This is a genomic window from Paraburkholderia sp. PAMB 6770, from assembly GCF_057748135.1.
This window is the reverse complement of record NZ_CM173238.1, coordinates 909514-932551: the sequence shown is the minus strand read 5'-3', so window position 1 is coordinate 932551 and position 23038 is coordinate 909514. Positions and strand designations below refer to the sequence as shown.

At 59.5% G+C, this 23038-nt stretch carries 21 protein-coding genes and 1 other annotated feature; of the genes, 6 read left to right on the top strand and 15 right to left on the bottom strand.

What is annotated here, in order from left to right; all coding sequences use genetic code 11:
• Positions 1 to 390 precede the first annotated feature (390 nt).
• The 3 genes from AC3AP7_RS04390 to AC3AP7_RS04380 form a co-directional block, all read right to left on the bottom strand.
• Positions 391 to 1476, bottom strand: coding sequence for an IS630 family transposase (locus tag AC3AP7_RS04390; RefSeq protein WP_475765198.1), 1086 nt, complete (start codon positions 1474 to 1476; stop codon positions 391 to 393).
• A 79-nt stretch (positions 1477 to 1555) separates the two neighbouring features.
• The gene (locus AC3AP7_RS04385; RefSeq protein WP_475765200.1) at positions 1556 to 1984 is read right to left on the bottom strand and encodes a hypothetical protein; all 429 of its coding nucleotides are present in this window, start codon (positions 1982 to 1984) and stop codon (positions 1556 to 1558) included.
• A gap of 98 nt (positions 1985 to 2082) precedes the next feature.
• A complete protein-coding gene (locus AC3AP7_RS04380; RefSeq protein ID WP_475765202.1) occupies positions 2083 to 4953 on the bottom strand; it encodes an uL30 family ribosomal protein in 2871 nt (956 codons plus the stop codon).
• Positions 4954 to 5687: 734 nt separating this feature from the next.
• Between AC3AP7_RS04380 and AC3AP7_RS04375 the strand changes: the two genes are divergently transcribed.
• The 3 genes from AC3AP7_RS04375 to AC3AP7_RS04365 all read left to right on the top strand — a co-directional run bounded on the left by AC3AP7_RS04375 (position 5688) and on the right by AC3AP7_RS04365 (position 10056).
• A complete protein-coding gene (locus AC3AP7_RS04375) occupies positions 5688 to 6521 on the top strand; it encodes a DUF932 domain-containing protein (protein WP_475765203.1) in 834 nt (277 codons plus the stop codon).
• A gap of 124 nt (positions 6522 to 6645) precedes the next feature.
• A complete protein-coding gene (locus AC3AP7_RS04370) occupies positions 6646 to 8598 on the top strand; it encodes a ParB/RepB/Spo0J family partition protein (protein ID WP_475765205.1) in 1953 nt (650 codons plus the stop codon).
• A gap of 217 nt (positions 8599 to 8815) precedes the next feature.
• Positions 8816 to 10056, top strand: a protein-coding gene (locus AC3AP7_RS04365) for an IS3 family transposase (protein WP_475765207.1) whose coding sequence is annotated in 2 segments (ribosomal slippage) — positions 8816 to 9122 and positions 9122 to 10056 — 1242 coding nt in all. Because the reading frame shifts where the segments join, the coding sequence is not laid out codon by codon here.
• Positions 9118 to 9234 (top strand) — a sequence feature (AL1L pseudoknot). Its footprint overlaps the gene before it by 117 nt.
• Positions 10057 to 10093: 37 nt before the next feature.
• Here AC3AP7_RS04365 and AC3AP7_RS04360 read toward each other — a convergent pair.
• The 9 genes from AC3AP7_RS04360 to AC3AP7_RS04320 form a co-directional block, all read right to left on the bottom strand.
• The gene (locus AC3AP7_RS04360; protein ID WP_475765209.1) at positions 10094 to 11104 is read right to left on the bottom strand and encodes an IS481 family transposase; all 1011 of its coding nucleotides are present in this window, start codon (positions 11102 to 11104) and stop codon (positions 10094 to 10096) included.
• 131 nt (positions 11105 to 11235) lie between these two features.
• Complete coding sequence (ltrA, locus tag AC3AP7_RS04355; RefSeq protein WP_475765211.1) at positions 11236 to 12477, bottom strand: group II intron reverse transcriptase/maturase; 1242 nt, start codon at positions 12475 to 12477, stop codon at positions 11236 to 11238.
• A 793-nt stretch (positions 12478 to 13270) separates the two neighbouring features.
• Positions 13271 to 13945, bottom strand: a complete 675-nt coding sequence (locus tag AC3AP7_RS04350) for a hypothetical protein (RefSeq protein WP_475765213.1) — start codon at positions 13943 to 13945, stop codon at positions 13271 to 13273.
• Complete coding sequence (locus AC3AP7_RS04345; protein ID WP_343666710.1) at positions 13938 to 14630, bottom strand: nucleotide-binding protein; 693 nt, start codon at positions 14628 to 14630, stop codon at positions 13938 to 13940. The genes AC3AP7_RS04350 and AC3AP7_RS04345 overlap by 8 nt, the downstream gene beginning before the upstream one ends.
• A gap of 9 nt (positions 14631 to 14639) precedes the next feature.
• Positions 14640 to 15104, bottom strand: coding sequence for a hypothetical protein (locus tag AC3AP7_RS04340; protein WP_475765216.1), 465 nt, complete (start codon positions 15102 to 15104; stop codon positions 14640 to 14642).
• A gap of 22 nt (positions 15105 to 15126) precedes the next feature.
• Positions 15127 to 15351, bottom strand: a complete 225-nt coding sequence (locus AC3AP7_RS04335; protein ID WP_475765218.1) for a hypothetical protein — start codon at positions 15349 to 15351, stop codon at positions 15127 to 15129.
• Between the two features lie 658 nt (positions 15352 to 16009).
• Positions 16010 to 16330 (bottom strand): type II toxin-antitoxin system RelE/ParE family toxin, encoded by a 321-nt coding sequence (locus tag AC3AP7_RS04330; RefSeq protein WP_475765220.1) that lies wholly within the window; start codon positions 16328 to 16330, stop codon positions 16010 to 16012.
• Positions 16327 to 16596, bottom strand: coding sequence for a type II toxin-antitoxin system ParD family antitoxin (locus AC3AP7_RS04325; protein WP_475765221.1), 270 nt, complete (start codon positions 16594 to 16596; stop codon positions 16327 to 16329). Before AC3AP7_RS04325 ends, AC3AP7_RS04330 begins: the two co-directional genes overlap by 4 nt.
• A 112-nt stretch (positions 16597 to 16708) precedes the next feature.
• Positions 16709 to 17083, bottom strand: coding sequence for a helix-turn-helix domain-containing protein (locus AC3AP7_RS04320; RefSeq protein ID WP_475765223.1), 375 nt, complete (start codon positions 17081 to 17083; stop codon positions 16709 to 16711).
• A 114-nt stretch (positions 17084 to 17197) separates the two neighbouring features.
• Between AC3AP7_RS04320 and AC3AP7_RS04315 the strand changes: the two genes are divergently transcribed.
• On the top strand, positions 17198 to 17590 hold the full coding sequence (locus tag AC3AP7_RS04315; RefSeq protein WP_475765226.1) for a hypothetical protein: 393 nt from the start codon (positions 17198 to 17200) through the stop codon (positions 17588 to 17590).
• Positions 17591 to 17657: 67 nt separating this feature from the next.
• Complete coding sequence (locus AC3AP7_RS04310) at positions 17658 to 18119, top strand: hypothetical protein (RefSeq protein WP_475767782.1); 462 nt, start codon at positions 17658 to 17660, stop codon at positions 18117 to 18119.
• A gap of 631 nt (positions 18120 to 18750) precedes the next feature.
• Here AC3AP7_RS04310 and AC3AP7_RS04305 read toward each other — a convergent pair.
• A complete protein-coding gene (locus tag AC3AP7_RS04305; protein WP_475765228.1) occupies positions 18751 to 19269 on the bottom strand; it encodes a MarR family winged helix-turn-helix transcriptional regulator in 519 nt (172 codons plus the stop codon).
• A 29-nt stretch (positions 19270 to 19298) separates the two neighbouring features.
• Positions 19299 to 20723 carry a sulfatase-like hydrolase/transferase gene (locus tag AC3AP7_RS04300; protein WP_487362665.1) on the bottom strand — a complete coding sequence of 475 codons (1425 nt, stop codon included), beginning with the start codon at positions 20721 to 20723 and terminating at the stop codon, positions 19299 to 19301.
• Between the two features lie 152 nt (positions 20724 to 20875).
• On the opposite strand from AC3AP7_RS04300, the gene AC3AP7_RS04295 reads away from it, so the two are divergent.
• Positions 20876 to 21889, top strand: a complete 1014-nt coding sequence (locus AC3AP7_RS04295) for a formylglycine-generating enzyme family protein (RefSeq protein WP_487362664.1) — start codon at positions 20876 to 20878, stop codon at positions 21887 to 21889.
• Between the two features lie 12 nt (positions 21890 to 21901).
• Here AC3AP7_RS04295 and AC3AP7_RS04290 read toward each other — a convergent pair whose 3' ends face one another.
• Positions 21902 to 22981 carry a porin gene (locus AC3AP7_RS04290; protein ID WP_475765234.1) on the bottom strand — a complete coding sequence of 360 codons (1080 nt, stop codon included), beginning with the start codon at positions 22979 to 22981 and terminating at the stop codon, positions 21902 to 21904.
• Positions 22982 to 23038 lie beyond the last annotated feature (57 nt).

Genomic DNA, 23038 nt, shown 5'->3' with positions numbered 1-23038 from the left:
AGCACGCTACAAATAATTTTACACGCTGACACAACGGTTACGGACGACCCTGCGGCGGCTAAAATCGCACCTGTACAAGTGCTGCGATAGATGCTGTGGAGAGACTCCATGCCGCCAGAGCGTTCACGATGCCCACGCTCGGATCAGTGGTAGCCCGGGTCAACTTTACACCGCATGAACGCTGAAATCTGCGGGGAACGCCATGCAAGCCCGCCCGTGGGCATTGAGCATCACGAGTGCGGATCAAAACATTGACGAGAGCCGATTGCTGTCGTTTGTCGTTTGCTGAACTACTCGATGATCGACGGCGGCTAGGTGTGACGCCCGCCTCATACTGGGGAATTCCCCTTGCCCAGTACGAAGCGGGGCCGACGTTTCTGTAGGCTCCAACTAGTGTCCCGAGTTAGAAATTCGTAGACAAAATCGCTTGACGCTGGCGAGGATGTCGTCGGCTGACTTGGTCCAGTTAAAAGGCCTCGGGTCGGTGTTGTTGATCTGGATGTATTGGCGAATCGCCTGTTCGAGTTGTCGGGTGGAGCGATGAGTGCCACGGCGGATGTATGTCTCGCTGAGCGTGGCAAACCATCGTTCGACCTGGTTAATCCACGATGCAGAGGTGGGAGTGAAATGCACATGGAAACGCGGATGGCGAGCCAGCCAGGTATTAATCGAGGAGGTCTTGTGCGTGCCGTAGTTATCCATCACCAGATGGACGTCCAGTTGGGGTGGCACGTTGGCCTCGATGGTGCGCAGGAACTGCAGGAATTCACTGCTGCGATGACGCCGATGCAGCTCGCCAATAACTTCGCCCGTGGAGATGTCCAGCGCCGCGAACAGCGTGGTCGTGCCGTGACGCATATAGTCGTGCGTACGTCGCTCAGGAATTCCCGGGGCCAGCGGCAGAATAGGCTGCGTGCGGTCCAGCGCCTGAATCTGGCTCTTCTCGTCGACGCACAACACCATGGCCTTGAGCGGCGGGTCCAGATACAGCCCGACGATATCGCGCACCTTGTCGACGAAAAACGGATCAGTGGAGAGCTTGAAGGTCTCTTGCCGATGCGGCTGCAATCCGAAGGCACGCCAGATCCGCGAAACGGCTGTTTGCGACATTGCCATCTCGCGGGCCATTGTTCGCGTGCTCCAGTGAGTCGCGCCCGTGGGTACGGATTCGAGCGTGCGTGCGACGAGCGCATCCACCTGCGCGTCCCCGATCGTCCTCGGTGCGCCTGGGCGCGGTGCATCGAGCAACCCGTCCACACGGTGACTGATGAATCGCGAACGCCACTTCGAAACCGTATGCGAGGTGACACGTTGTCTTGTCGCGACCGTCTTGTTGTCGATGCCCTCGGCGCAAGCCAGCACAATACGCGCTCGCAGCGCAAGCGCCTGTGCTGTCTTGCGTCGCATCGTCAGCGCGATGAGCTGTTCGCGCTCCGACCCACTCAGAACCAGTGGCTCCTTCGGTCTTCCTCTCATCGTTGCCTCGCTTATCTGCGAACCTTGCTCCAGGTTAGTACACAACGCAAATAAAGCAATGAATTTCTAACTCAGGACACTAGACTGGTGAAACAGCATCAATCCGGACGATGACCTCGGGAGGGAGTGGTCCACAGTCTTCGGACCGGACAGACACCTCGGTCTCTTCGCTGTATAGGAGATCGGAAAGTTCTTTGGCCACGACCCCGTACCTATCGAACAGTGTCTCATCAATGTGATAAATCACACCATCGCATGTGTTGTCAGCCGTCGCGAAATAACGGGCGACCTCGTAGTTTCGCGTGGTCGAAATGAAGCATCCATTCCATTTTCCCGTGTCGATGTGATGTGCACGCACGGCGTTATTTTCCGAATCTCCGTAGGTAAACTTCCCATCGGCAACCCATGAACCATCGAAACGAGGCACCACAGTCGGGCTGCTACCTTTAGGATAGACAACGCCGTTGTTTTGATTGTGACCGCTACGATTTTGACCACGATAAAGCATGCTCATCCTTTGTAGACCATCAAACTGATACGACTGATCACCGGCCAACTGTCGCGTAACGATGACAGCATCGGATTCCCATCTGTCAACCAGATAGCTTAATGCTTCGTGTTTGCGCGCTGCTTCAGGTCTTCCAGTCTCCGCGACAGCGCCTCTCGGTACTTCCCCGCCGGACAAGCATCCAAGGCCGCCTCCATTTGCGTGGTCGCCGTTTCCGTCGCGCCCATTGCCTCGTGACATTTACTGAGTAGCTCGTAATAACTAGGGATGCGCTCCCGTCCTTTTTTGTCTTCCTTGGCCAGCGCAAGCGCCAGTTCTGCGGCATTGAGCGCATCCTCCGGCTTGCCAACTCCCAACTCTGCCTCAGCCTTGCGATACAGAAGCCAATGGTCCTTGTTAAGAACCTCAGGCGAAATCTTTGTTATGACAGCCAATGCCTCCGCTGGCATTTTCGCAAGAAGAAACATCTTGGCGACTGCGCGTGCATCAAAACTCTTGATACCTGGTCTCTCCGCCAAAGCAGTGGCGAACGCAACGCCTGCTGCAGTGATGCGATCGCGCAAATCGGCCTTACCTGCGCTTCCAGCAGCAGCAGCTGTATTGCCAAGCGACTCGCAGGCACTAATCCATTGGCTCGTATCGACCAGGTCGGGAGGCATCGAGAGAATCTCCGGAAACCCCTCCGCCAGCGCCACGCAAATCTCCGGATGCTGATACGCAAAAATTGAGGTAAACGACAGATAGGCCTCGTAGAACTGGTCCAGCCCCTCGATAGCAGCTAAGGCAACCACGTCCGCCAAGGCCTGCACCTGCTCGGCTTTGCCCGCCATATCGCTGGCAACTTTCCTGTAAGAACGGAGCCGCGCGACGGCCGCCAACGAGACCCGTAGCGGTACATCCCGCGGCGCCTCTATGACGCGCTCGACGAGCGTCCTCATGGCCTCTTCTCCGGCCGCCTTGATTGCATCGTCGGCATCGTTCTGCGTTCCCATATGTGCAATCTGCAGGTATGTGGCATGCCACGCAGGACGAATGTTCAATAGCTTTTGGAAGCACGTCAAAGCCTCATGCAATTTTCCACAGCGACGCAATGCCTTGCCTTCGTGATGCAAAAGCTCCAGCTTCACCTCGGCCCGAGGACTTCCTTCTTGAGCTCGGCCATATTCCTCCGCCCATGTGTCGAAGTGCTTGCGCCGATCGTCGTGTTCAAGTGAATAAACGAACGCCTCCCGCGCGTCGATGACGCAGAGCAATTCTTGCAACGGTGCTCCCGCGTGAAGGGCCCGGAGATGAAGCTCCTGATCCTGCACAAGGGAACGACCACTATTGAGTTGCAGCAAGGCATACGCCAGCCAGTCAGGTTGTTGCACCTCGCGCCGCCGATACATCTCTGTCAACTGAGGCGCGCATAAATGAATCTGCCGAATAACACTGGGGATCATCTCCCCTAAATGCTTTTCGACATACTGCGTCGTGGCAATGGCGATGGGCTCACCATCTGGCTTGTCGCAAACGGCATGACAAATGAGGTCATGCACGGACAGCAACTCGGGCGCATCCGCCGGCTTCAGTATTGACAACCGCTGCAAGTGAGACTTTACGGCATGCCCCAGAAACTGCCCGAGAAACTTGGCATCGTTCGAGAAAGATCCTGAGTTCGCAATCTGTTTCAGGCCCTCGAGATATCTCGGATCCAATCGTCGCAAGATTCTGCCCATGATTGCCGCTCCATCGCCGTCGGAAATGACCTGCGGGTCGGCGAGGATTTCTTGATAGAGATCTTCCCGAGGTATGCCTTCGGCTTCGACCAGCTTACGAACAGTTGCAAGGATGAGAGGAGAGAACCGGCAAGCTTCGATAAATTTGGCCGCAATCGCGCCAAGCCTGTCTGTGTCCTCGCCCAAAATAGCAGCAGCCGTCTCCGTCGAAACGGTCGGCATGTGAAGAACTGACTTGCTCGCTGGATTGAGCTGCGAAGTTACCAGCACGCGACCGCCTAGCTCAAGCCCCTTTGACAGGTCATCGAGCGAGTTCTCAATCAGCTCGCGTTCCAGGCTGTCGATGACGAGCAACGTTTTATAGCCGTTGAAGATGCCCGCCACATTGACAGCCACACCACCTCTGGCACGTTGAATCGAGCTAAGCGAGGTGTCCTGCTTCCAATCGCTACCAGTGATCCACAGGTAGTTCTCGTAATTTTTGCCTTCATGCTTCAGATAATCGATAGCGGCCTGCGTCTTGCCGGAGCCGCTGAGTCCACTGAGCAGACAAACATGGTTGCCCTGTTCAAAGTGATCCCGGATTGCGAGCACAACCGCAGGATCGGAGACGTGATGCTCGCACGATGCAGGCGCTTTGCCATAGTAGGCATAGTTGTCGAGGTCTTGGGAAAAACCAGGAAAAATCGTTGCGTAGAATGCTGCAGCGGTATGGTTCTGCGTAGAGAACTCAAAGATCAGCTTTGCTAGCTCGCGCGCATCGAGAATGTGAAGACGCTCGCCATGCTCCCGTGCAATTTCCGTGCGATTAAAATTCGCGCGAAACGATTCCGGCTCCTCCTGACTGCATACGAGGTAGATTTTGTTGGGCAACTTGCCTGCGGCATGATCCAGGACGTGCTGAACGTCTTTCTCGATCTTGGCGTACGTCCGCACAGGGTCCGCGGCATCAGTGCCTCCTGCGCCCTGCCGTACTTCGGCCTCTCGCTCCTCGGCCGCCTTACTTACCCTGCCATGGAAATAGTCTTTCTCCGCGCTGTATTCGCCGGCGACCAAAAAATCCTGAGAAAAGGTATCAATGGTGTATCCGACTGGCCGATAGTCCTTGTTGAGGCCATGATGGATCAGGTGCCTTTCCTCGAGCAATTCAATGAGGCTATGCCCAACCTCTTCGAGCGTAGAAGCGTCGAGCTCGACGACCTCATCGGTCAGGTTCCCGATAATTCGTTTCTTAATAAGGTCAGACTGCATATACCCTCTGTCTCGACGGAATAAGAACTGGTCAGCGCTTCCAATACAACGGCTGCGACTGCACATTTGCCGCATGAATTCTAGCGAGATTACCTTTTCCTGGGACAGGCAACCGGCACCAATATCAGTGGCAGAGGGCGCAGAACCATGCTTTTTGCATGATTCACATTCCCGAGACGAACGGCGCGCTCGGTCGGGGCGCCGAGTACGGCCGCTTGGCGCCGGACAGCCGTCGGAGATCGGGCCCTTTAATTTGGGACCGAATGAGAAATGAATGCATTCTGAAAGCAGACGCTGGACTCATCGGTCCGGTACGCTCAGGCACCGAGACCGGGCTTTCGCACTGCGCGTCGAGCCGCGTTACCGTGTCTCGCCCCTGTCGGGCATCAGTTCCTGGCGCAGCAATCAATCCCCACTCATCTTCCAGTTGGGCCCCTGTCCGGTCAACCCGAGGCATGGCATGCACCCGACTCCCAGCTCCCCGCCCTTGACCCGCGACCGTAGCCGATAGCCGGCAGGCATCAAGGGGCGAGGGACCGTGTTGCCCGCACCCCTCCCTCGCCTTTCTCCTTGACGCCTGCCGGCTATCGGCTCCTCAAGTCGCACGGGCGGAAACCCGGGAACCTGGCGGCAGCAAGGCCAACCCCGAGTTCCACCGGGAGGTGTTCAGCCGCAAAGGCAAGTCACATCCCTTCGCCCGGTTCAGGTCCTCAACCTTGACTCTGGAGATTGCCATGCAACTCGCTTCTTCTTTCCGTTACGGCTCCCCGATGCTGCGCGCTGACTCGCCCCTGTCAGACGATCAGATTCGCCGCGTTGCCCCGTCCATCTTCGCGGACGGCAAGCACGAAAGCCGCTCCGAACGCTACACCTACATTCCGACCATTGACGTACTGCGCGGCCTGCGAAATGAAGGTTTCCAGCCTTTCATGGTCTGCCAGACGCGCGTGCGGCACGACGACCGTCGCGAGTACACGAAACACATGCTTCGGCTTCGTCACGCCGACCAGATTACCGGCGAGGAAGCCAACGAAATCGTGCTGCTGAACTCGCACGATGGCACCAGTAGTTACCAGATGCTTGCGGGCATGCTGCGCTTTGTCTGCCAGAACGGCATGGTGGCAGGCGACAACGTTGCCGATATCCGCGTCCCGCATAAGGGCAACATCGTCCAGAACGTGATCAACGGTGCGTTCGACGTGCTCGACGGCTTCGACCTGATCTGCGAGCAGAAGGAAAGCATGCGTGCTGTCACGCTCGACCGCGACGAACAGCAAGCATTCGCCCGCTCCGCACTTGCGCTGCGCTACGACCCGACCGACGCGGAGGCACCGGCCCCGGTCACCGACAGCCAGTTGCTCGCCCCGCGCCGCTTCGAGGATCGCCGCGACGACCTCTGGACCGTCTTTAACCGTGTTCAGGAAAACCTCACCAAGGGCGGGCTGCATGGTCGCTCGCGCACGGGTCGCTCGATGTCCACCCGTCCCATCACCGGTATCGACCAGAACGTGAAGCTCAACCGCGCCCTCTGGATGCTCGCGGATGCCATGCGCCAGATGAAGGCGTAGCTACGGAAGGCTTAAGAAAGCCACGTTTTCTCCTCATCCATCAGGACTCCTATCCGGGTCGAGTCCTGATGGAATCCGATAGTCCCTGGCCCGGAATCTTCTTTTCTACATTCTGGAGTCAGTCATGCAAGCCCAATCCGAAACCACAACGTTAGACACCGCCGAACCGGCTACCGTGCTCGAAAGCCACTTCGGCAATGAACAGCCCATCGTGACCGTGCCGTATTCGACCCTGCGGCCTTCGCCACTCAATGCCCGTACGAAACCCCTGTCGGGCATTTCCGGCCTCGCCGCCAATATCCGGGCCAAGGGTCTGCTGCAAAATCTCGTCGTCCACGAGATCAAGGGGCCGCGCAGTAGGCAGCGCAAATATGGCGTGTGCGCCGGTCAACGCCGCGAGGCCGCACTCGACCTCCTGTTCGAACAGAAAGACATCGCCGCCGACTACCCGGTCCCCGTGCGCATCGTCAGTGAAGGTGAAGCCCTTGCCATTTCCCTGATCGAGAATACCGAGCGCGAAGGACTCGATCCGTTCGACGTGCTGCGCGCATACCGGATGCTGGCCGAGGAAGGGCGAAGCATCGATTACATCGCAGCGCTCTTTTCCGCCTCGCCGCTCACGGTCAAAAGGCGCATGAAGCTCGCCAGCGTGTCCCCGAAGCTGCTGACCCTGCTGAGAGAGGACGCGATCACGCTCGACCAGCTTGCCGCAATCGCCCTCGCGGACAACCATGAAACGCAGGAACACATCTGGTTCGACGCGAACGAGTGGCAACGCCAGCCAAACTATCTGCGGCAGGCCATCACGCGGGCCGAAATCGACGCGAGCCGCAGCCGCCTTGTGCGCTTTATTGGCCTCGACACCTACGAAGCAGCAGGCGGGTATGTACGCCGTGACCTCTTCAGTGACGACGGGAATGCGGGCTACATTGCCGATGCCGAACTGCTGCAGCGGCTCGTCGCACAGAAGCTCGACGTAGCCGCAGAAGAAGTGCGCGCCGAGGGTTGGGGCTGGACAGAAACCCGCGTCGAGCGCAACGTGCTGGAGCTTAACCGCTACGGCAAGCTGCGCCCCATCCAGCGCCCCTTTACGGACGACGAGCAGCACGAGATGGACGCACTCACCGCACAGCAGGACGACCTGGCCGGGAAGCTGGAAGCGCTGTCCGAGGACGATGAAAACGCCTATGAAGAAGCCGACCGACTTGATGCCGAAATCGGAAGGGTCAACGCCACGATCGTCGCACTCGAAAGCCGCGCTCTCGTGTGGGATACACAGCAGATGGCGGAGGCGGGCGCGTTCGTGATCGTCGATCCGCAGGGAAAACTGCTCATCGAGCGCGGTCTCGAGCGGCGCGAGAACAGCGCCGCGCTGGATGCGGCCGGTGCGACTGTCACCGGCACACCGCAGGCCGAAGCTGGAGACCCGGCAGATGGCCCTGGAACGAAGGTCAAACCCGTCCACAGCGCGAAGCTCTGCCAGCGACTCACCGCGCACCGCACCGTCGCCATCCACGCCGAAATGGTCGCACAGCCCGCCGTCGCGCTCGCCGCCCTGTTGCGGCATCTCGTTCCGCAGGCGCTGCCCGGGCACTACGGCTTCACGTCCGCGCGCGACTATCTGGCGCTATCGGGTGACAACAATCATGACAGCCTGCTGCGCGCGGCGGACGACCTGCCCACCAGCGCCGCGTGGAACACGATTGAGGCACAACGCGCCCGATGGGCCGCCGAGTTGCCCGCGAAACGCGCCGATCTGCTGCCGTGGCTCGCGAAACAGGATCCCGGCAAGACGCTGCTTGACCTGCTTGCCTTCTGCACCGGCACCCTGCTCGACGGCATCGTGGGCGAGGAAAAGCCGCAGGCGATCAGCGCGCTCGCGGGCGCGCTGAACCTGGACATGACCCGGTACTGGACGCCGACCCGCGCCACGTATTTCGATCATGTCAGTAAGGCTCGCATCGGGGAAGTCGTGTCTGCAGCCGTCTCGCCAAAGGTTGCAGCTGACCTCGGGAAGATGAAGAAGGCCGACGCTGCCGCCGCAGCCGAACTACGCCTGGCGAAGGTCGCGTGGTGAGTAGCCCCGGGGAGTTGCACCCCGAGGCTCTCCCAGAACCGAACGTGAAGCTCTCGCCTCATATGTAGAAGTCGCGACCCGATCTGACAGTTACCCATTCTGACGGTGCGTGGTTGTCAGATCAGATTCAGGTGGTTAACTTTCTCGTTCCAGACCTCTGAACCGCCCCGGAAATGTAGGAGACTTCGGATCTTGGCTGTAACGGGAGATTTGAAGCATGGAAAGCGAAAGCAAGACAAGGAAGCCCACCGGGACGCGATATTCGGATGAGGTCCGTGAGCGAGCGATCCGGATGGTGTTTGAGCACCAACACGAGTATCAAACGCAGGGGGCAGCGATCCGCTCGATCGCCTCGAAGATGGGGATGTCGCGCGAGACGCTTCGCAACTGGATCGTTCAGGCTGAGCGCGACGGTGGCCAACGAGCTGGCGCGACAACTTCGGAGCTTGCGCGTCTGAAGGAACTGGAGCGCGAGAATCGTGAACTGCGCACGGCCAACGAGATCCTGCGTAAGGCTTCCGCATATTTCGCGCAGGCGGAGCTCGACCGCCGATCGAAGCCATGATCGCGTTCATCGACGAGCATCGCGACGTCTACGGCATCGAGCCGATCTGCCGCCTGCTGCCGATCGCGCCGTCGACGTATTACCGGCACGCCGGGCGACGCAGCGATCCGGAGCAATGGTCAGCACGAGCGCGTCGCGATATTGAACTGAAGGCCCTCATCCGGGCGGTCTGGGACGAAAACTTCGGCGTGTATGGAGTGCGCAAGGTCTGGCGCCAGTTGTTGCGCGATGGCGTAAAGGTCGCGCGCTGCACGGTTGCGCGCCTGATGAAGGTGATGGGCCTCGAAGGTGTGCGGCGTGGGCGCCGGATCAAGACGACGCAGCGCGACGATGCGGTGCCGTGCCCGCTGGACCGGGTCAAACGTCAGTTCCGGGCCGAGCAGCCTAACGCGTTGTGGGTCGCAGATTTTACCTACTGCTGGACATGGTCGGGCTTTGTCTACGTGGCCTTCGTGACCGATGTGTTTGCGCGCCGTATCGTCGGCTGGCGCGTGTCGGCATCGATGAGGACTGACTTCGTGCTGGATGCGCTGAACCAGGCGTTACACGATCGCCAGCCACTGCCCGGGCTCATTCATCATAGCGATCACGGGTCGCAATATCTCAGCATTCGGTACACCGAACGTTTGGTGGACGTGGGCGTTGAGCCATCAGTCGGAACTGTCGGCGACTCTTACGACAATGCTCTGGCCGAAACGATCAACGGCTTGTATAAGGCCGAAGTTGTACATCGGCGTTCATGGCGTACGTTCCAAGACGTCGAGCTCGCCACGCTCGAATGGGTTCACTGGTATAACCACCATCGGTTGCTCGGCCCGCTCGGGTACGTATCGCCTGCGGAAGCAGAGGAAGTCTACAATCGGAATCTGGTGCGCTCCGCTCGCGCGGCGTAGCGCCAAACTCGGCGGTCTCCGACAAACCCGGAGCGGTTCACTCCTTGCCCGCGATGAGGGTTTGCAGAGGCGTGCGACCACAGCACATCTTACCCTGGTGGGTACGCTCGCCGTTGTAATAAGCCAGCCAGGCATCGAGATCCGTCTGCAACTCCGCCAGCGTCAGATAAAGCTTGCGACGGAACGCGACCTGATAAAACTCCTGCAGAATGGTTTTGTGGAAGCGCTCGCAAATGCCGTTGGTCTGCGGATGTCGCGCCTTGGTTTTCGTGTGCTCGATGTCGTTCAGCGCCAGGTACAGCTGATAGTCATGCGATTCCGGCTTGCCGCAATATTCTGTGCCGCGGTCGGTCAGCACTCGGATAACGCCCATGCGGTGTTCGTCAAAGAACGGGAGCACGCGGTCGTTCAGCAGGTCGGCGGCGGTGATCGGCGTCTTGGTGGTGTACAGCTTGGCCATGGCCACCTTGCTGTAGGTATCGACAAAGGTCTGCTGATAGATCCGGCCGACGCCCTTGATCGTGCCCACGTAGAACGTATCCTGAGAACCCAGGTAGCCGGGGTGGGCCGTTTCGATTTCGCCATGGGCCACATCGTCGTCCTGCTTCCTTTCGAGCGCCGCCACCTGGTCGTCGGTCAGCACAATGCCCTTTTCGGCGACCCGTTTCTCCAGGGCCATGAGCCGCAGCTTGAAGGACGACAGCTCGTGGCGCAGCCAGATCGACCGAACACCTGACGGCGACACGAAAATGCCGCGCTGGCGCAACTCGTTGCTGACCCGAACCTGTCCGTGCGCGGGCTGCTCGGTGGCATAGGCCAGAACAGCGGTTTCCGTCGCTTCCTCGACGCGATTCTTGGGGTTCGGCTTGCGCCGGTTGCTGTCGAACAGGGCTTCCACGCCGCCTTCGGCCACGGCGTTCTGATAGCGGTAGAACGTATCGCGCGACAGGCCCATGACTTTACAGGCCTTCGACACGTTGCCCAGCTCGCTGGCCAGATTCAGCAGACCGATCTTGTGGCGGATGACGTTTTGGTTGAGACTACTCACGGGGTTACTCCTTGGCGCTTGCGCGCTGTTTTGATGAAGATTCGCACCTCTATCAAAACGGGTAACCCCGCCTCTTGGCAAGGCCTTACTGTCAGATCAAGTCTGAACTTCTACACCTCATACGGCTCCCGTTACCCAACCGCACTACGAACAATTCGCCAGTGGTAGAACAACAGCGGAGAAATTCTTTTCATCTTGCTGAGCCAGAGCACACTGCGCCGCCTGCGCTGCGACAGCTTCTTGTATTTGCGTCTGGCCCATTGCTCAAGCCTCAAGTCTAGATAGACCGAGAGCTTGTGCATTGCCGTCCGATAGAATGCCCCATAGTAATTCCACCACCCTCGTATCGTCGCGTTACATTGCTCAGCGAGATCGTTCAGCTTCACCGACGTTCGTCGATGCAGCCGCCAGCTTCGCACCTTCTGTCTCATCCTTGTCAGCGCGTCATTACTCACCGCCGGCAAGAAATTCGTGAACCGCCGACCATGTTTATTCATCGCCGCCCGCGGACGAAACGTAAAGCCCAGAAACGTAAACTGCACGTTCGGATACTCTCCAGTGCGATTGCTGTCCCTGCAATACACTACCTTTGACTTCTCCAGATGCATCACGAGTCCACATGCTTCCAGCCGCGATGCGATAGCCTGCATCATGGCTTCCGCCTGCGCTCGAGTTCGGCAGTGAACCACCGCGTCATCTGCGTAGCGCGCAAACGGAGAGCGTGGATATTCACGCTTCATCCAGCTGTCAAATGCGTAGTGCATGAACAGGTTCATCAAGATCGGACTGACGACCCCACCCTGCGGTGTCCCGCGCGTGCGGGGCACAACCCCCTCTGCCGTTTCGAACGGCGCAGTCAGCCACCGTTCGATGTACAGCAGGATCCAGTCTTCCCTGATGTGTCGCCTCACCGCCTTCATCAGCAACGTGTGATCGATCTGATCAAACGCTGCCTTGATGTCAAACTCAACGACCCAGTCATATCGCCAGCAACGCTCACGCGTTACCGCAATCGCCTGTTTCGCCGACTTACCCGGCCGATACCCATACGAATCTTCATGGAATAGCGGATCGAGAATCGGTTCAATCATCAGCTTGACGGTGGTTTGGGCAACCCGATCCGACACGGTAGGCACCCCCAGTTTCCTGGTTCCGCCCTTCGCCTTCGGAATCTCTACCTGCTTCACGGGCGGCGGGAAGTACGACCCCGACGACATCCGGTTCCACAATTTGTACAGATTCCTTGACAGGTTCTGCTCGAACATAGCGATCGTTTCATCATCCACGCCCGCAGCCCCGCGGTTGGCCCTTACCAGTTGATAGGCCTCCCACACCGTGCGCTTCGCAATCTCATACGGCTTTGTTGATTTCATGCCCCTCATCCCCGCAAATGCAGGTTGGTGACCTTCGTCAACTGGATAACGCTGCCCCTTCGCTCCGCCCTCATTACAAGGGTTTCAACACTACTACGAGCAGCTCCGCCCCTTGCTCTGACATCGGTATTCTTCCTCATGGTGTCTGCCACTTGTTATTTCCCTTTACATTCAGAACAAGGTTCTCACGTTCCGTACCAAAGCCTGTGTTGAGCTCATGCCGCCTATACACCGACTGCCATCGGGTCCGTAATCAGGTGACGTCCCGACTGATCCTGGAGCGGGAGCCCTGCTCCAGTTTTGGCAGCACCTTAGATTTCTAACGATGCGTCATCGGACGGTTTGCTTTCGCTCATCTTCTCAACACGTACCTGCCGCCCTCTCCGGGTGACTTTTCCACGGTCGCTCACCACCGCGCCTTTTGGACGCAGCAGCACCGGGCGGTTTGAAGCCTGCTCCTGAAAGCCGACTTCGGGAGGCCTTCTCCCATCTTCAGTACAGCACCGCAGACTTACGTCTGCGTTCGTGACACACGGTTCCCGGAAATCCTCACCGACCGGGAAGTACCGCCTGTCCGCGCGCTCGGCGTACACAGCATGTCGGACGATGAGACGGACGAGGACGAAGCGAGCGCCGGGGAAGTAGAGGCACAGCCTGATACGGAATCGGTCGAGGAAAATGTCGGGGCATGGCCCTACCCGACCTCAGCCAGCATGGCGAACGCGGAAACCGCACAGCACATCGCGTAACTGACCACTCCCTGCCTGTGCCCAAACGCAGGTGGGGAGTAGTTTTAGCGGACGTGTTCACCGGCCCAGAATGCAACGGCAACCAGCACCGCAAACAGACCGATCACGACAGACAACAGGTAGCCTAGTCTACGCGTCAGACGCCGCCCGGATACCTCGATACTCCCCTGCGCCTGTCTGGCCGCAGACTCCATCGCCCGCTCAAACAGGTTCGCTGCCTCGTCCATCCGCGCCCGCTGTTCCCGCGCCGCCACCGCTGTCGCACCGACGAACCTGTTCCCGGCAACGCTTGCAACCCGGTTCGCCATCCGTTCAGCGAGCGAAGTGATCGATACCGCATTGAGTTCTGCCAGCGCCGCCTGGTATCTCGCTTCGTATTCCCGGATCATGCTCTCGGCCAACTGGATCGTGGCCTTGCAACGCGCGAGCGCGTCACGATGCTGGCGCATCAGGACATCGGTCGCCTCCCCGGTCTCCTGGCGCACGGCATCGAACCCACGATCTCCAGCCTTGCGGATACGATCCGGCATCGCCTCGTAAAGTCGAGCGTAGTATTCGAGCACGGCGATCATCGACCATAGTGCATCGTTATCGCGCAGATTCATCGCACCTGAGATACGGCGCATGCGCAGCAGGCTCCTATCATCTGGCACTTCGCCCGCGACATCGAGAAACAGGCGGGCGAGTGCATCAGACGGCTTCTCCCGCCGGTTACGCATCGGCTGTCACCCGGGCGAACATGTCGCTATACAGGGTTCGCCAGCGCAGCAGTTCCGCCCGCTCGCCGATATGCATTGTTTCGGCCGCCCTGCGGATCGACAGACGCTGGCTGCGAAGTTCGTCCGCCACCCGGTCAGCGAGATCGGGAAAATCCAGTGACTGGCCCTGCGCCTCTACAGCCTTGCGAAGTTTCGAATCGCGGTACAGCGCGAACTTGTCTGGCGTACCAAAGTACCCATTGCGTACAACGTGCGTAAGCGCATGCGGGAACGTCTCGCCAAATTCCATCAGCAGTTCGAGGCTGTCCCGCTGCCGGTTGATGACCCACAACACAACGAGACGCCGCGCCAGCTCATCCAGCGTACCGGCAAGTGTTCCGCCATATTGCGCAACACCTGTCTGACTACGAGCCGCCGTGTTGACGATGACCGTCGCATCGCGGTGCGTATCGCAGAAATTGACGAAATCAATCCAGCCTCCCGCCTCATCCAGATCGCACGACGCGCATTCGACCTCGTCATGGACAGCCTTCATGACATCGGGATTGGACGTATCGGTCTCCACGAGTACGACGTGAACGTCCGAGCGACGAAGATAATCGACTAGCGCCAGCGTGACGAAGCTCTTGCCGACACCGCCCTTGCTGCCGCCGACCATATAGATGGGGTGATTTTCCATTGCCATTTCATACCTCTACAAGTTTTCGGTATCCGGCCTGATCGGAAATCCGAGGAAGCCCTTTACCGGCGTGGATTCTGGCCTGGTTATTCCCCCATCCCTTTTCTTTTGTGATTCGGTGCGTGCATTACCTGTATACGATGACTTCGCCTGACTGGTTTTTTTCACGCGCGGCAATGCTGCGTCAGTGTTTGTTGTGACATGCCTTTCCGTCTGCGCAGACCTGTCGTCTTTCGCCGCACGCTGCATCGCATATCGCAGTGTGGCCGCACTGATTTCCACACCGTCCTGCGCGATCTGCTGGACGATTTCTTCCTGCGTATACCCCTTCCTCTGTGCGCCAATAATTTGAGACTGCATGGATTTCATTGCATCGCGGACATTGACGCGATGCTCATGCGCGGGCTTTTCCGGCAGCGCATCGAGACGACGTGCGGCAGCGTCCCATTGCGCCTGGGTAAAGCTCTTCACCATCGGCATGATTGACTCCTGCACGCTGCCTTCATGCCATCTTGCTAAGGGTGATAACGCGCGTCAACCCCTGAAAACAGGCGTTAATCGAAGCGATGGAACACGCCGGAACGATCAGGAATTTGCCGGAACAGAAAACTTTTTTTGCGCCGTCGCTGGCTGACAACGTGCAGGAACTTGCTCGCACGAGAGTCGCGACAAGATCAGCTTTCCGGTCGAGCGACCGACTGGTTTCTGCGCCGGCACCGGACTGCATCTGAAATCCCTCGCGCTTCATGCTGCGCCCTACAATCGCGAGATTTGATGCAACCTGTCTGGACGATACGACTTTTACCGCGCGACCTGCCGGAGTCGTCCCGCTCAACTTGCGTAAGCGGCGGCACCCTCGCATGGGGAATCAGCACAGCCTCGGAAATCTTTCTGCTCGATGTCCGGTAGCCATGCTTTCGGATGTTGCGCCAGAACGTCCACCATCACATTTCTGGCAGATCACCGTATTTGTGCGGACGGGAGCAACTCCTCACGCGATACACCGGGTTCCTCCACCGGGCCGGTTCATCTTGCTGCGCGTGGTGCTTCGTTTTCCTGCGTGAGCTAACATGTTTTCTTGCGGCAGTAGTTCATGTATCCGCGCGGCCACGGTCAACCTCACTCACGGGATTTGCGAACGGCAAATTCAAGAACATAAAAACGAGGGATGGCAGGATTGGCTTGCGCCGGCTTTGGGCGCCATGCGCATGGATCGGCGCGTCGCATTTCTGCCGATGGTCTCTCGAACTCACCACGACGCGACTGTCGCGCACGCCTCGCGACGTCGTGGCAGCCCCTCCAGTCCGCGAGGCGGCCGAGCCGCAAGCAACTCGCCTCTTACTCTCAGTTCGGGTTCTACGGGTGCCAACGGTGCTGCTCAACGCTCACTCGTCGATATCGCCCAGCAGGCGCATCTCATAATCCTGACCGCCGTAGAAAATACCAACGATGGAAATTGTCCGAACCTCGTCGTCAACGTGGAAGGCAATCACCGTGCGACCACGGTAGTGCGTGATACGCAGTCCGACCATGAGGTCGTCGCGCATGCTGCCCCGCTTCGGAAAGGCCGCCAGGCTGATGCAATACTCGACGATCGCATCGACATAGCGCGCGGCCGTCATGGGGGACCCTGTCTCGCCAATGTAGCTCTCGAGTTCTGCGAGTTGATCCCGAACCTCCGGGGCAAACTGAACGCGGTACGTCACGCGTGCGCCTTGCGGCGACTGGTGAGGTGCGCTCGCACCTGTTCCGGCGTCAGCGCCTGATCGGGATTCGCTTTCAGGGCCTGGGCACTCGGGACGACGGTCTCCCGGAGCCACGCCTCAACCGCCCTGTCACGAGCCGCCAGGGCGCGTAACCCGTCCCGGATCACCTCGCTCTCCGAGGCGTATTCCCCCGCTTCGACCTTGGCGCGAACCATGTCGGCCATCTCGTTCGGCAGCGTGATACTAAATTGACGCGTAGATCGCATGGCTCGGCCCCAGAAGCTGATTCAATCCTATTGAATCATACTCCGCTTAACCAGATACTGCCCCCACGAGCGCCCGACGAAAACCGTCTGCGCCGCCCCCTGCCCTCTTCGATCATGGCTGCTCGACATCCTCGGGGTCTCCCCGAGACGTCCCGATGATCGCGCCCACCAGCGCCAGTACCCCGCGCTGTTCCCGCATCTTCAGTTCGCGGAACCCAGCGAGGAGGCGCTCCTCGTCACCAGTCAGGGCGAGCGTGGTCGGCGTGGAGGCCCGACCGGTCAGCAGATACTGAACATCGGCGCCCGCCTCTGCGATTCCAACCAGATAGCTGGCATCCGGATACCTCAAGCCCTTCTCGTAATTGGATTGCGCCTGCTTCAAAACGCCGCCGGCATTACCGAACTCCGCCTGATTCATGCCAAGACGCCGGCGCTCCTGCTTCAGGCGGAGCGAAAAGTTATCCAAATGTGGATTCGATGTTGACATATACGTTTTTGTTGACTACCGTAGGAAGTACACGATTGAGCAACAACGACATCGCGCAAGCAGTCAAATACTCTGCGTCTCGAAGACAGCGATCCGTTCAAGCCCGAGGTTTTTATGCCATTTACCTACGAAATCAGCGGGGCCCTGCCCGTCCTTGACAATTTCAGGCAGATCCACGCCCAGCACTTCGCCCAGCGTATCGAGGAGGCCGGCGTCTACTTCGCCACCGACACCGTCACCCATTCCTTCCTGCTCTGCATTCGTGGCGTGCTCTCCGACCGCGAAGTGGAATCGGTCGAAGACGCACTGCAGGAATTGTCCCAGAAATGGGCGCGAGCAGGCGCCATCTTCAAGCGCGTGCGCTACGGGGAACTGTCGTTCGTGCCCATCGGGCTCGCCCGGCACGTCGAACTGCTCGAGGAGCTCGCCGACGAGCACGCACAACTGGAGGTCTTCCTGCAACGTCAGGCGACGATTCTCGAGAAATTCCGACCGTCGGCAAGCTGACGTACCAAAGGATTGATGCCGCCTCGCAAACGGCAAGCGTAGAGTCACTGACTCAACGGAGGCGATGATGGAAGAACCTGCACCCTATGCCCTGTCTGGCGCGCTCGCCGTTCCGGACGATCTGGAAAGCGAGCAACTCGATCGGGTGTCCCGCCATCTGGGCGGCATTGCGACCGTGTATTTCAAGCACGACGAAGTGGCCCATACCGTCTCGCTACGTATCTCAGGCACGTTGATGCGCGACGACGTGCGCTATATCGAGCGACGCATCGTGCAGTTCGCCGAGGAAAACGCTCGCGCCGGCGCGATTCTCCTGAGCGAGTGGAACGATGTGACGAGTGAACTCGTCGTGGGCATGAACTGGGACGCGCAGTGCCTGATCAAACTTGGCGCAGTCCAGGAGCAACTCGCGAAGCTCTCGGAACGATACTTCGATTTTCTCCTGCGACTCGAACCCCCTGCTTCTTCAGATCGCGGCAACCCGCTCATGCATGTCTTCGTCGAGACCGATGACAGGCGGCGAGGCTGACGATGAGCCGCTTCTCGCAAGAGAGGCAATCTTGCCGGAGCCGGACAGGATCGCATGCCAACAGCAACGCGGGCCCTACGGGAGGGGCTGAGAACAGTGGTCGTCGGCGACGTGAATGTACGCTCAGCCGGGGACTGAAGCTCCACAAGAATTGCCACGAACGCATGAGACCGCGGCTGCCTGAACGATAGGACGGTCGCGGCGTCGACACATACGAATGTGGCAGGACGGATTGAATCGGCAAACCCACAGCGGGCACACCCAATCGGTAACGGCGATTCGCTGCTCAGAGTCGCCTGCTTTCCTTCCAGCGGCAGCAAAACTGCCGTGCAAAACCGTTCCCGGATCTGACGGCGGCAAAGCTGGCTATAACCGCCATCGGTCGATGGTTGCATCGGCGCCCCCAGAGCCGAAGCGCAGCAGCCTGTGCGAAGACCGATGTCCGAAGCCCCCTCGAAGCCGTCTTTGAAGTCCCGCCAACCCAACGGTCAGTTACGGGTCGGGCTGCGACCCTCCCGTGGCGTCGAGCGTTTGAGGCGTCGCATCGGTCGGGATGCGACGCATGTCGGCCGTTCACGGAAGATCTGAATCAATGCCGGCTCGCGCACGCAAAGGAACCATTCCCATCGGCTCACTCGCGCCCGGACATCGTCGACATGTGATCGATCAGCTTGTTGACGCTTTTCAGGAATTTCTGTTCATCGACAGGCGCCGTGGCGAAAACGTTGGTCCAGTCCTCCTGAATCGAACGGATCGCCTCGTTCAGTTGTGCCCGCCCTTCGTCCGTAATCTCAATCTGCAACAGCCGTCGATCTTCGGCATTGCGCGCATTGCGTACCAGATTGCGTTCCGCCATGCGCGCCACCGAGCGGCTCAACGACGACTGCGGAAGCTGCGTGAATTCCGCAATGCTGTTGAGCGTGCTCGGCCCTTGCTGGATGAGGCACAGATAAACCCGCCACTGTGCAATCGTTAGTCCCGACGAATCAAGCACCGACGCCAGCATGACCTGGGTCAGCCGCGACAGAACGGCAAGGCGATGCGGCAGGAAGTTCACCAGATCGAATTCGATTGCCGAATCCTGATCGCGAGTACCCGCTTTCCTGGAGCTTTTCATTGGGCGGCGCCGATCGGCGAAGGTCGAAAGCATGAATTCTATCGGTTCTCGCCGCCCATCCTCTACTCGTGCATCTTCTTGAAGACCGGCGAAATGTTCGTCCATGCACGCGGCGGCAGACTCTGGTTCCATTCGTCATAGCGCGCCTTCAGCATCTGCACCACGCCCGGTTCCGCCTCGGCCATGTCGCACTTTTCCGACGGATCCTGTTCGAGATCGTACAGTCGCATCACGTCACGCCGGGTCTCGAGATAGAGCTTCCACTTCCCGATGCGAACCGCGGAGAATCCCGCAAGCTTCCAGAACAGCGCTTCGTGCGGGGCCTCCGGGTTCGCACCTGACAGATACGGCAGAAGATTTTTGCCATCGAGCGGTTGCGAGGCACCGGTTGAAACGCCGCATGCGGCCGCGACTGTCGGCAGGATATCGAGCGTGCTGATCGCCTTCGTATAGGTTTGTCCGGCCTTCACGCCGTTCGGCCACTTCATCATGTACGGCATGCGAATGCCGCCTTCCAGCGTCGTGTATTTCCCGCCCGAAAACGGCGCGTTGCTGCCCGGACGACTGGGCGCGCAACCATTGTCGCTCACGAAAATCACAATCGTGTCGTCGACAATGCCCGCCTCGTTCAGCTTGTCGAGCACCGCGCCGACCACATCATCCTGCGCGAGTACCAGCGCGTTGTAAGCACGTACGCTGATGTTCGGAATGCTGCTCTTCAAGCGTTCGAAATAGGTTCGCGGCACCTGCAGCGGCGGAACCGGCGCATTCATCGCAAAGTAGAGCATGAAGGGTTCGTCCCGGTTCTCCTCGATGAAGTCGACGACCCGGTCGCGGAAGTAATGCAGCAGATACTGGTCAACCGTCACGAGTTCGCCGTTCACACGGATGTTGTTCAACCCTTCGCGGGTCCATGCTGTGTCCGTCGCTTCATCGTGGAAATCGACCTGCAGGTTCACCATGTCCGGGTCGTTCAGGTTGGTGGCCTGCAAACTCGTATTGCCGTGAAAAACGACGGAATGATCGAAGCCCCGGTTCTGCGGCAGGAACTGTGGCCCATGGCCGAGATGCCATTTGCCGATCACGCCCGTTCTATAGCCGGCGGCCTTGAACAGTTCGCCGATATTCTTTTCCGTGAGCGGAATGCCCCGACGCAGAAATTCCGCCTCGCCTTGCAACGGCGCGAGGCTGCCATCGTCTTCGCGAACCTCGCGGCGCTCGGGAAACGCACCGGACGATACCTGCTGCTCGAAGCCAAAGCGTTGCTGATAGCGTCCCGTGATCAGCCCGGCCCGCGATGGGCTGCATAGCGGCGCCGACGAATAGCCGTCGGTAAACCGAACGCCGTCACGGCCGATGCTGTCGATATGCTTCGTTTCGATCAGCAGATTGCCGTAGCTCGACAGATCGCCATATCCCATGTCGTCGGCGAGGATGATGACGACGTTGGGACGGCGGGCTGGCTTCGTCTGACTGGTAGTGCTCATCATGGTGTTCCTGAAGAATGAGGCGTACGGACAGGCGTATCACGGACGACGCGCGGCTGCGCGTTTCGCTCGGCCGGCCTCGCCTCAGAGGGCTTCGACAATGGCATCTCGTCGAATCGAATGCTATCATATGCATATACATATGATAGAGCATGTTTGTTTTTGGGCGCGTATTTCCTTGCGTCGCGCCCACTTCTTTGGGAGAGTCGAGCATGTCGTTTGGCAGATCGACGGACAATGCTCCGCCCGGTATGAAGCGGATCGACGGCGGAACGTTCCGGATGGGAAGCGATCAGTTCTATCCCGAGGAAGCCCCAGTCCGGCGCGTGCGCGTCGGCGCGTTTTTCATCGACGAAACGCCGGTCACGAACGCGCAGTTTTCCCGCTTCGTCAGCGAGACCGGATATGCCACCGTCGCCGAAACACCGCTCTCCTCGCTCGACTATCCTGGCTTGCATGCCGAAGTAGCGGTAGCCGGATCGAGCGTGTTCGTCATGCCGGTCCTGAGCGACGACGCGCGTGCACATCTGCCGTGGTGGCAATTCGTTCCCGGCGCCCACTGGCGCTGTCCATTGGGTCCCGACAGTGATCTCGCCAGGCTCGGCGAGCATCCGGTCGTCCACATCGCGTATGACGACGCGCTCGCGTACGCGGCGTGGTCCGGCAAGGTGCTGCCGTCCGAGGCCGAGTGGGAGTTCGCCGCGCGTGGCGGGCTCGACGGTAAAGCGTTCGCCTGGGGCGATGAGCTCGCGCCGGAAGGTCGCATGCTCGCGAATTACTGGCAGGGCACGTTTCCGCATACGAACCTGCTTCTCGACGGCTGGGAAAGAACCTCGCCCGTGGGCAGCTTTCCGGCAAACGGCTACGGGCTGTACGACATGATCGGCAACGTCTGGGAGTGGACCGACGACTGGTGGACCTTGCCCGATGCGATGATGACCTCCGGCAAAAGCTGCTGCGCGCAGGCGGATCCACGAGGCGGAAACGAGGCTGGCAGCCGCGATGCCGATGACCCGAGCCGCGTCCCGCGTAAAGTCATCAAAGGTGGGTCGCATCTGTGCGCGTCCAACTATTGCCAGCGCTATCGGCCCGCTGCACGACATCCGCAGGCGATCGATACGGGTACGAGCCATATCGGGTTCCGCTGCATCATCCGGATCGACTGACGCCTTCACGTCTCAGAAGCGCGTCCGAATCCCGGTGCCCGCGCCGATCTGATAGGTGCGGTTCGGCAATTCGCTGGCGGCCGCGCCGGTCACGCGGTTGTAGTCGACGGTCGCATAGATCGACGTGCGCTTGGACAGCGCGTAGTCGAGCAGCGTGACGATCGCATAGCGCTTGCCGTCGCCCGCCGATCCCGACGCCGAAAGAATATGGGTGGCCGTGTCGTAGTAGAACGCGTTGGTCCAGCGCAGCGATGGCGTGAACTGGTATGCGGCACCAGCGACGAATGCGTTGTCCTTGCGTGGACTGGATGTGCTCGAGATTGCGGTATTGCCGTTCAGAAACGCGTCGACACTGCCCGTCTCATCGGTGCTCTGATAGTAGCCAAGCCAGAATTCCGGCGCGCCGGGCGTGTAGCGTAACTGAACGTTGTACTCGGTCTGCCTGAAACCCGCGGCGTTATAGGTTTCGGTGTAGCCTGCCTCGGCGCCGAGCGGGCTCGGCTCATACGAAATGGACACCCCTTTCATCGAACTATCGGCAAAGTTGCCGGTGACGTTGCCGAATCCGTAGGCCGCGCTCGCCGAGAACGCGCCTGCGCGATAGCGGTACGTCGCAGTATTGTTTTCGCCGCGCAGAAAGCCGGAGAACGCGATCGGCAGCCACGCGTTCTGCCTGTAGTTCCCGACCGTCAGAGGATCCCATCCTTCAATCAGGCTCTCATACACCGGATTGTTCTGCTGGCCCAGTGTGAGCGTGCCATAAGTCTGGCTCGCGAGTCCGACATAGGCGAACCGGTTGAACAGAACACCGCTGCTGGACAGCGCGCCAGTAGGCAGGCTGACTCCGGACTCGAGCCTGAAGATCGCAGCGAGTCCCGCGCCGAGATCTTCGCTCCCCAGCAGTCCCCAGCGGCTTTGCGTGATCGCACCGTTCGTCAGCGACCACTGGCCGCCGCCGTTGGCGGTCGCCGCATTGACGTAGCGCACGCTGACGTCGGCGACCCCGTAGAGCGTGACGGACGACTGCGCGAAGGCGAGCGCGGGCAGCGAGGCCAGCGCGACGCAGGCCCACGCGTGGTGTTGAGTGTTCATTGTCGTGGTTGCTGGCCGCGAGACCAGCCGTAGAGGTGATTGAAAGTGGAGCGTGGC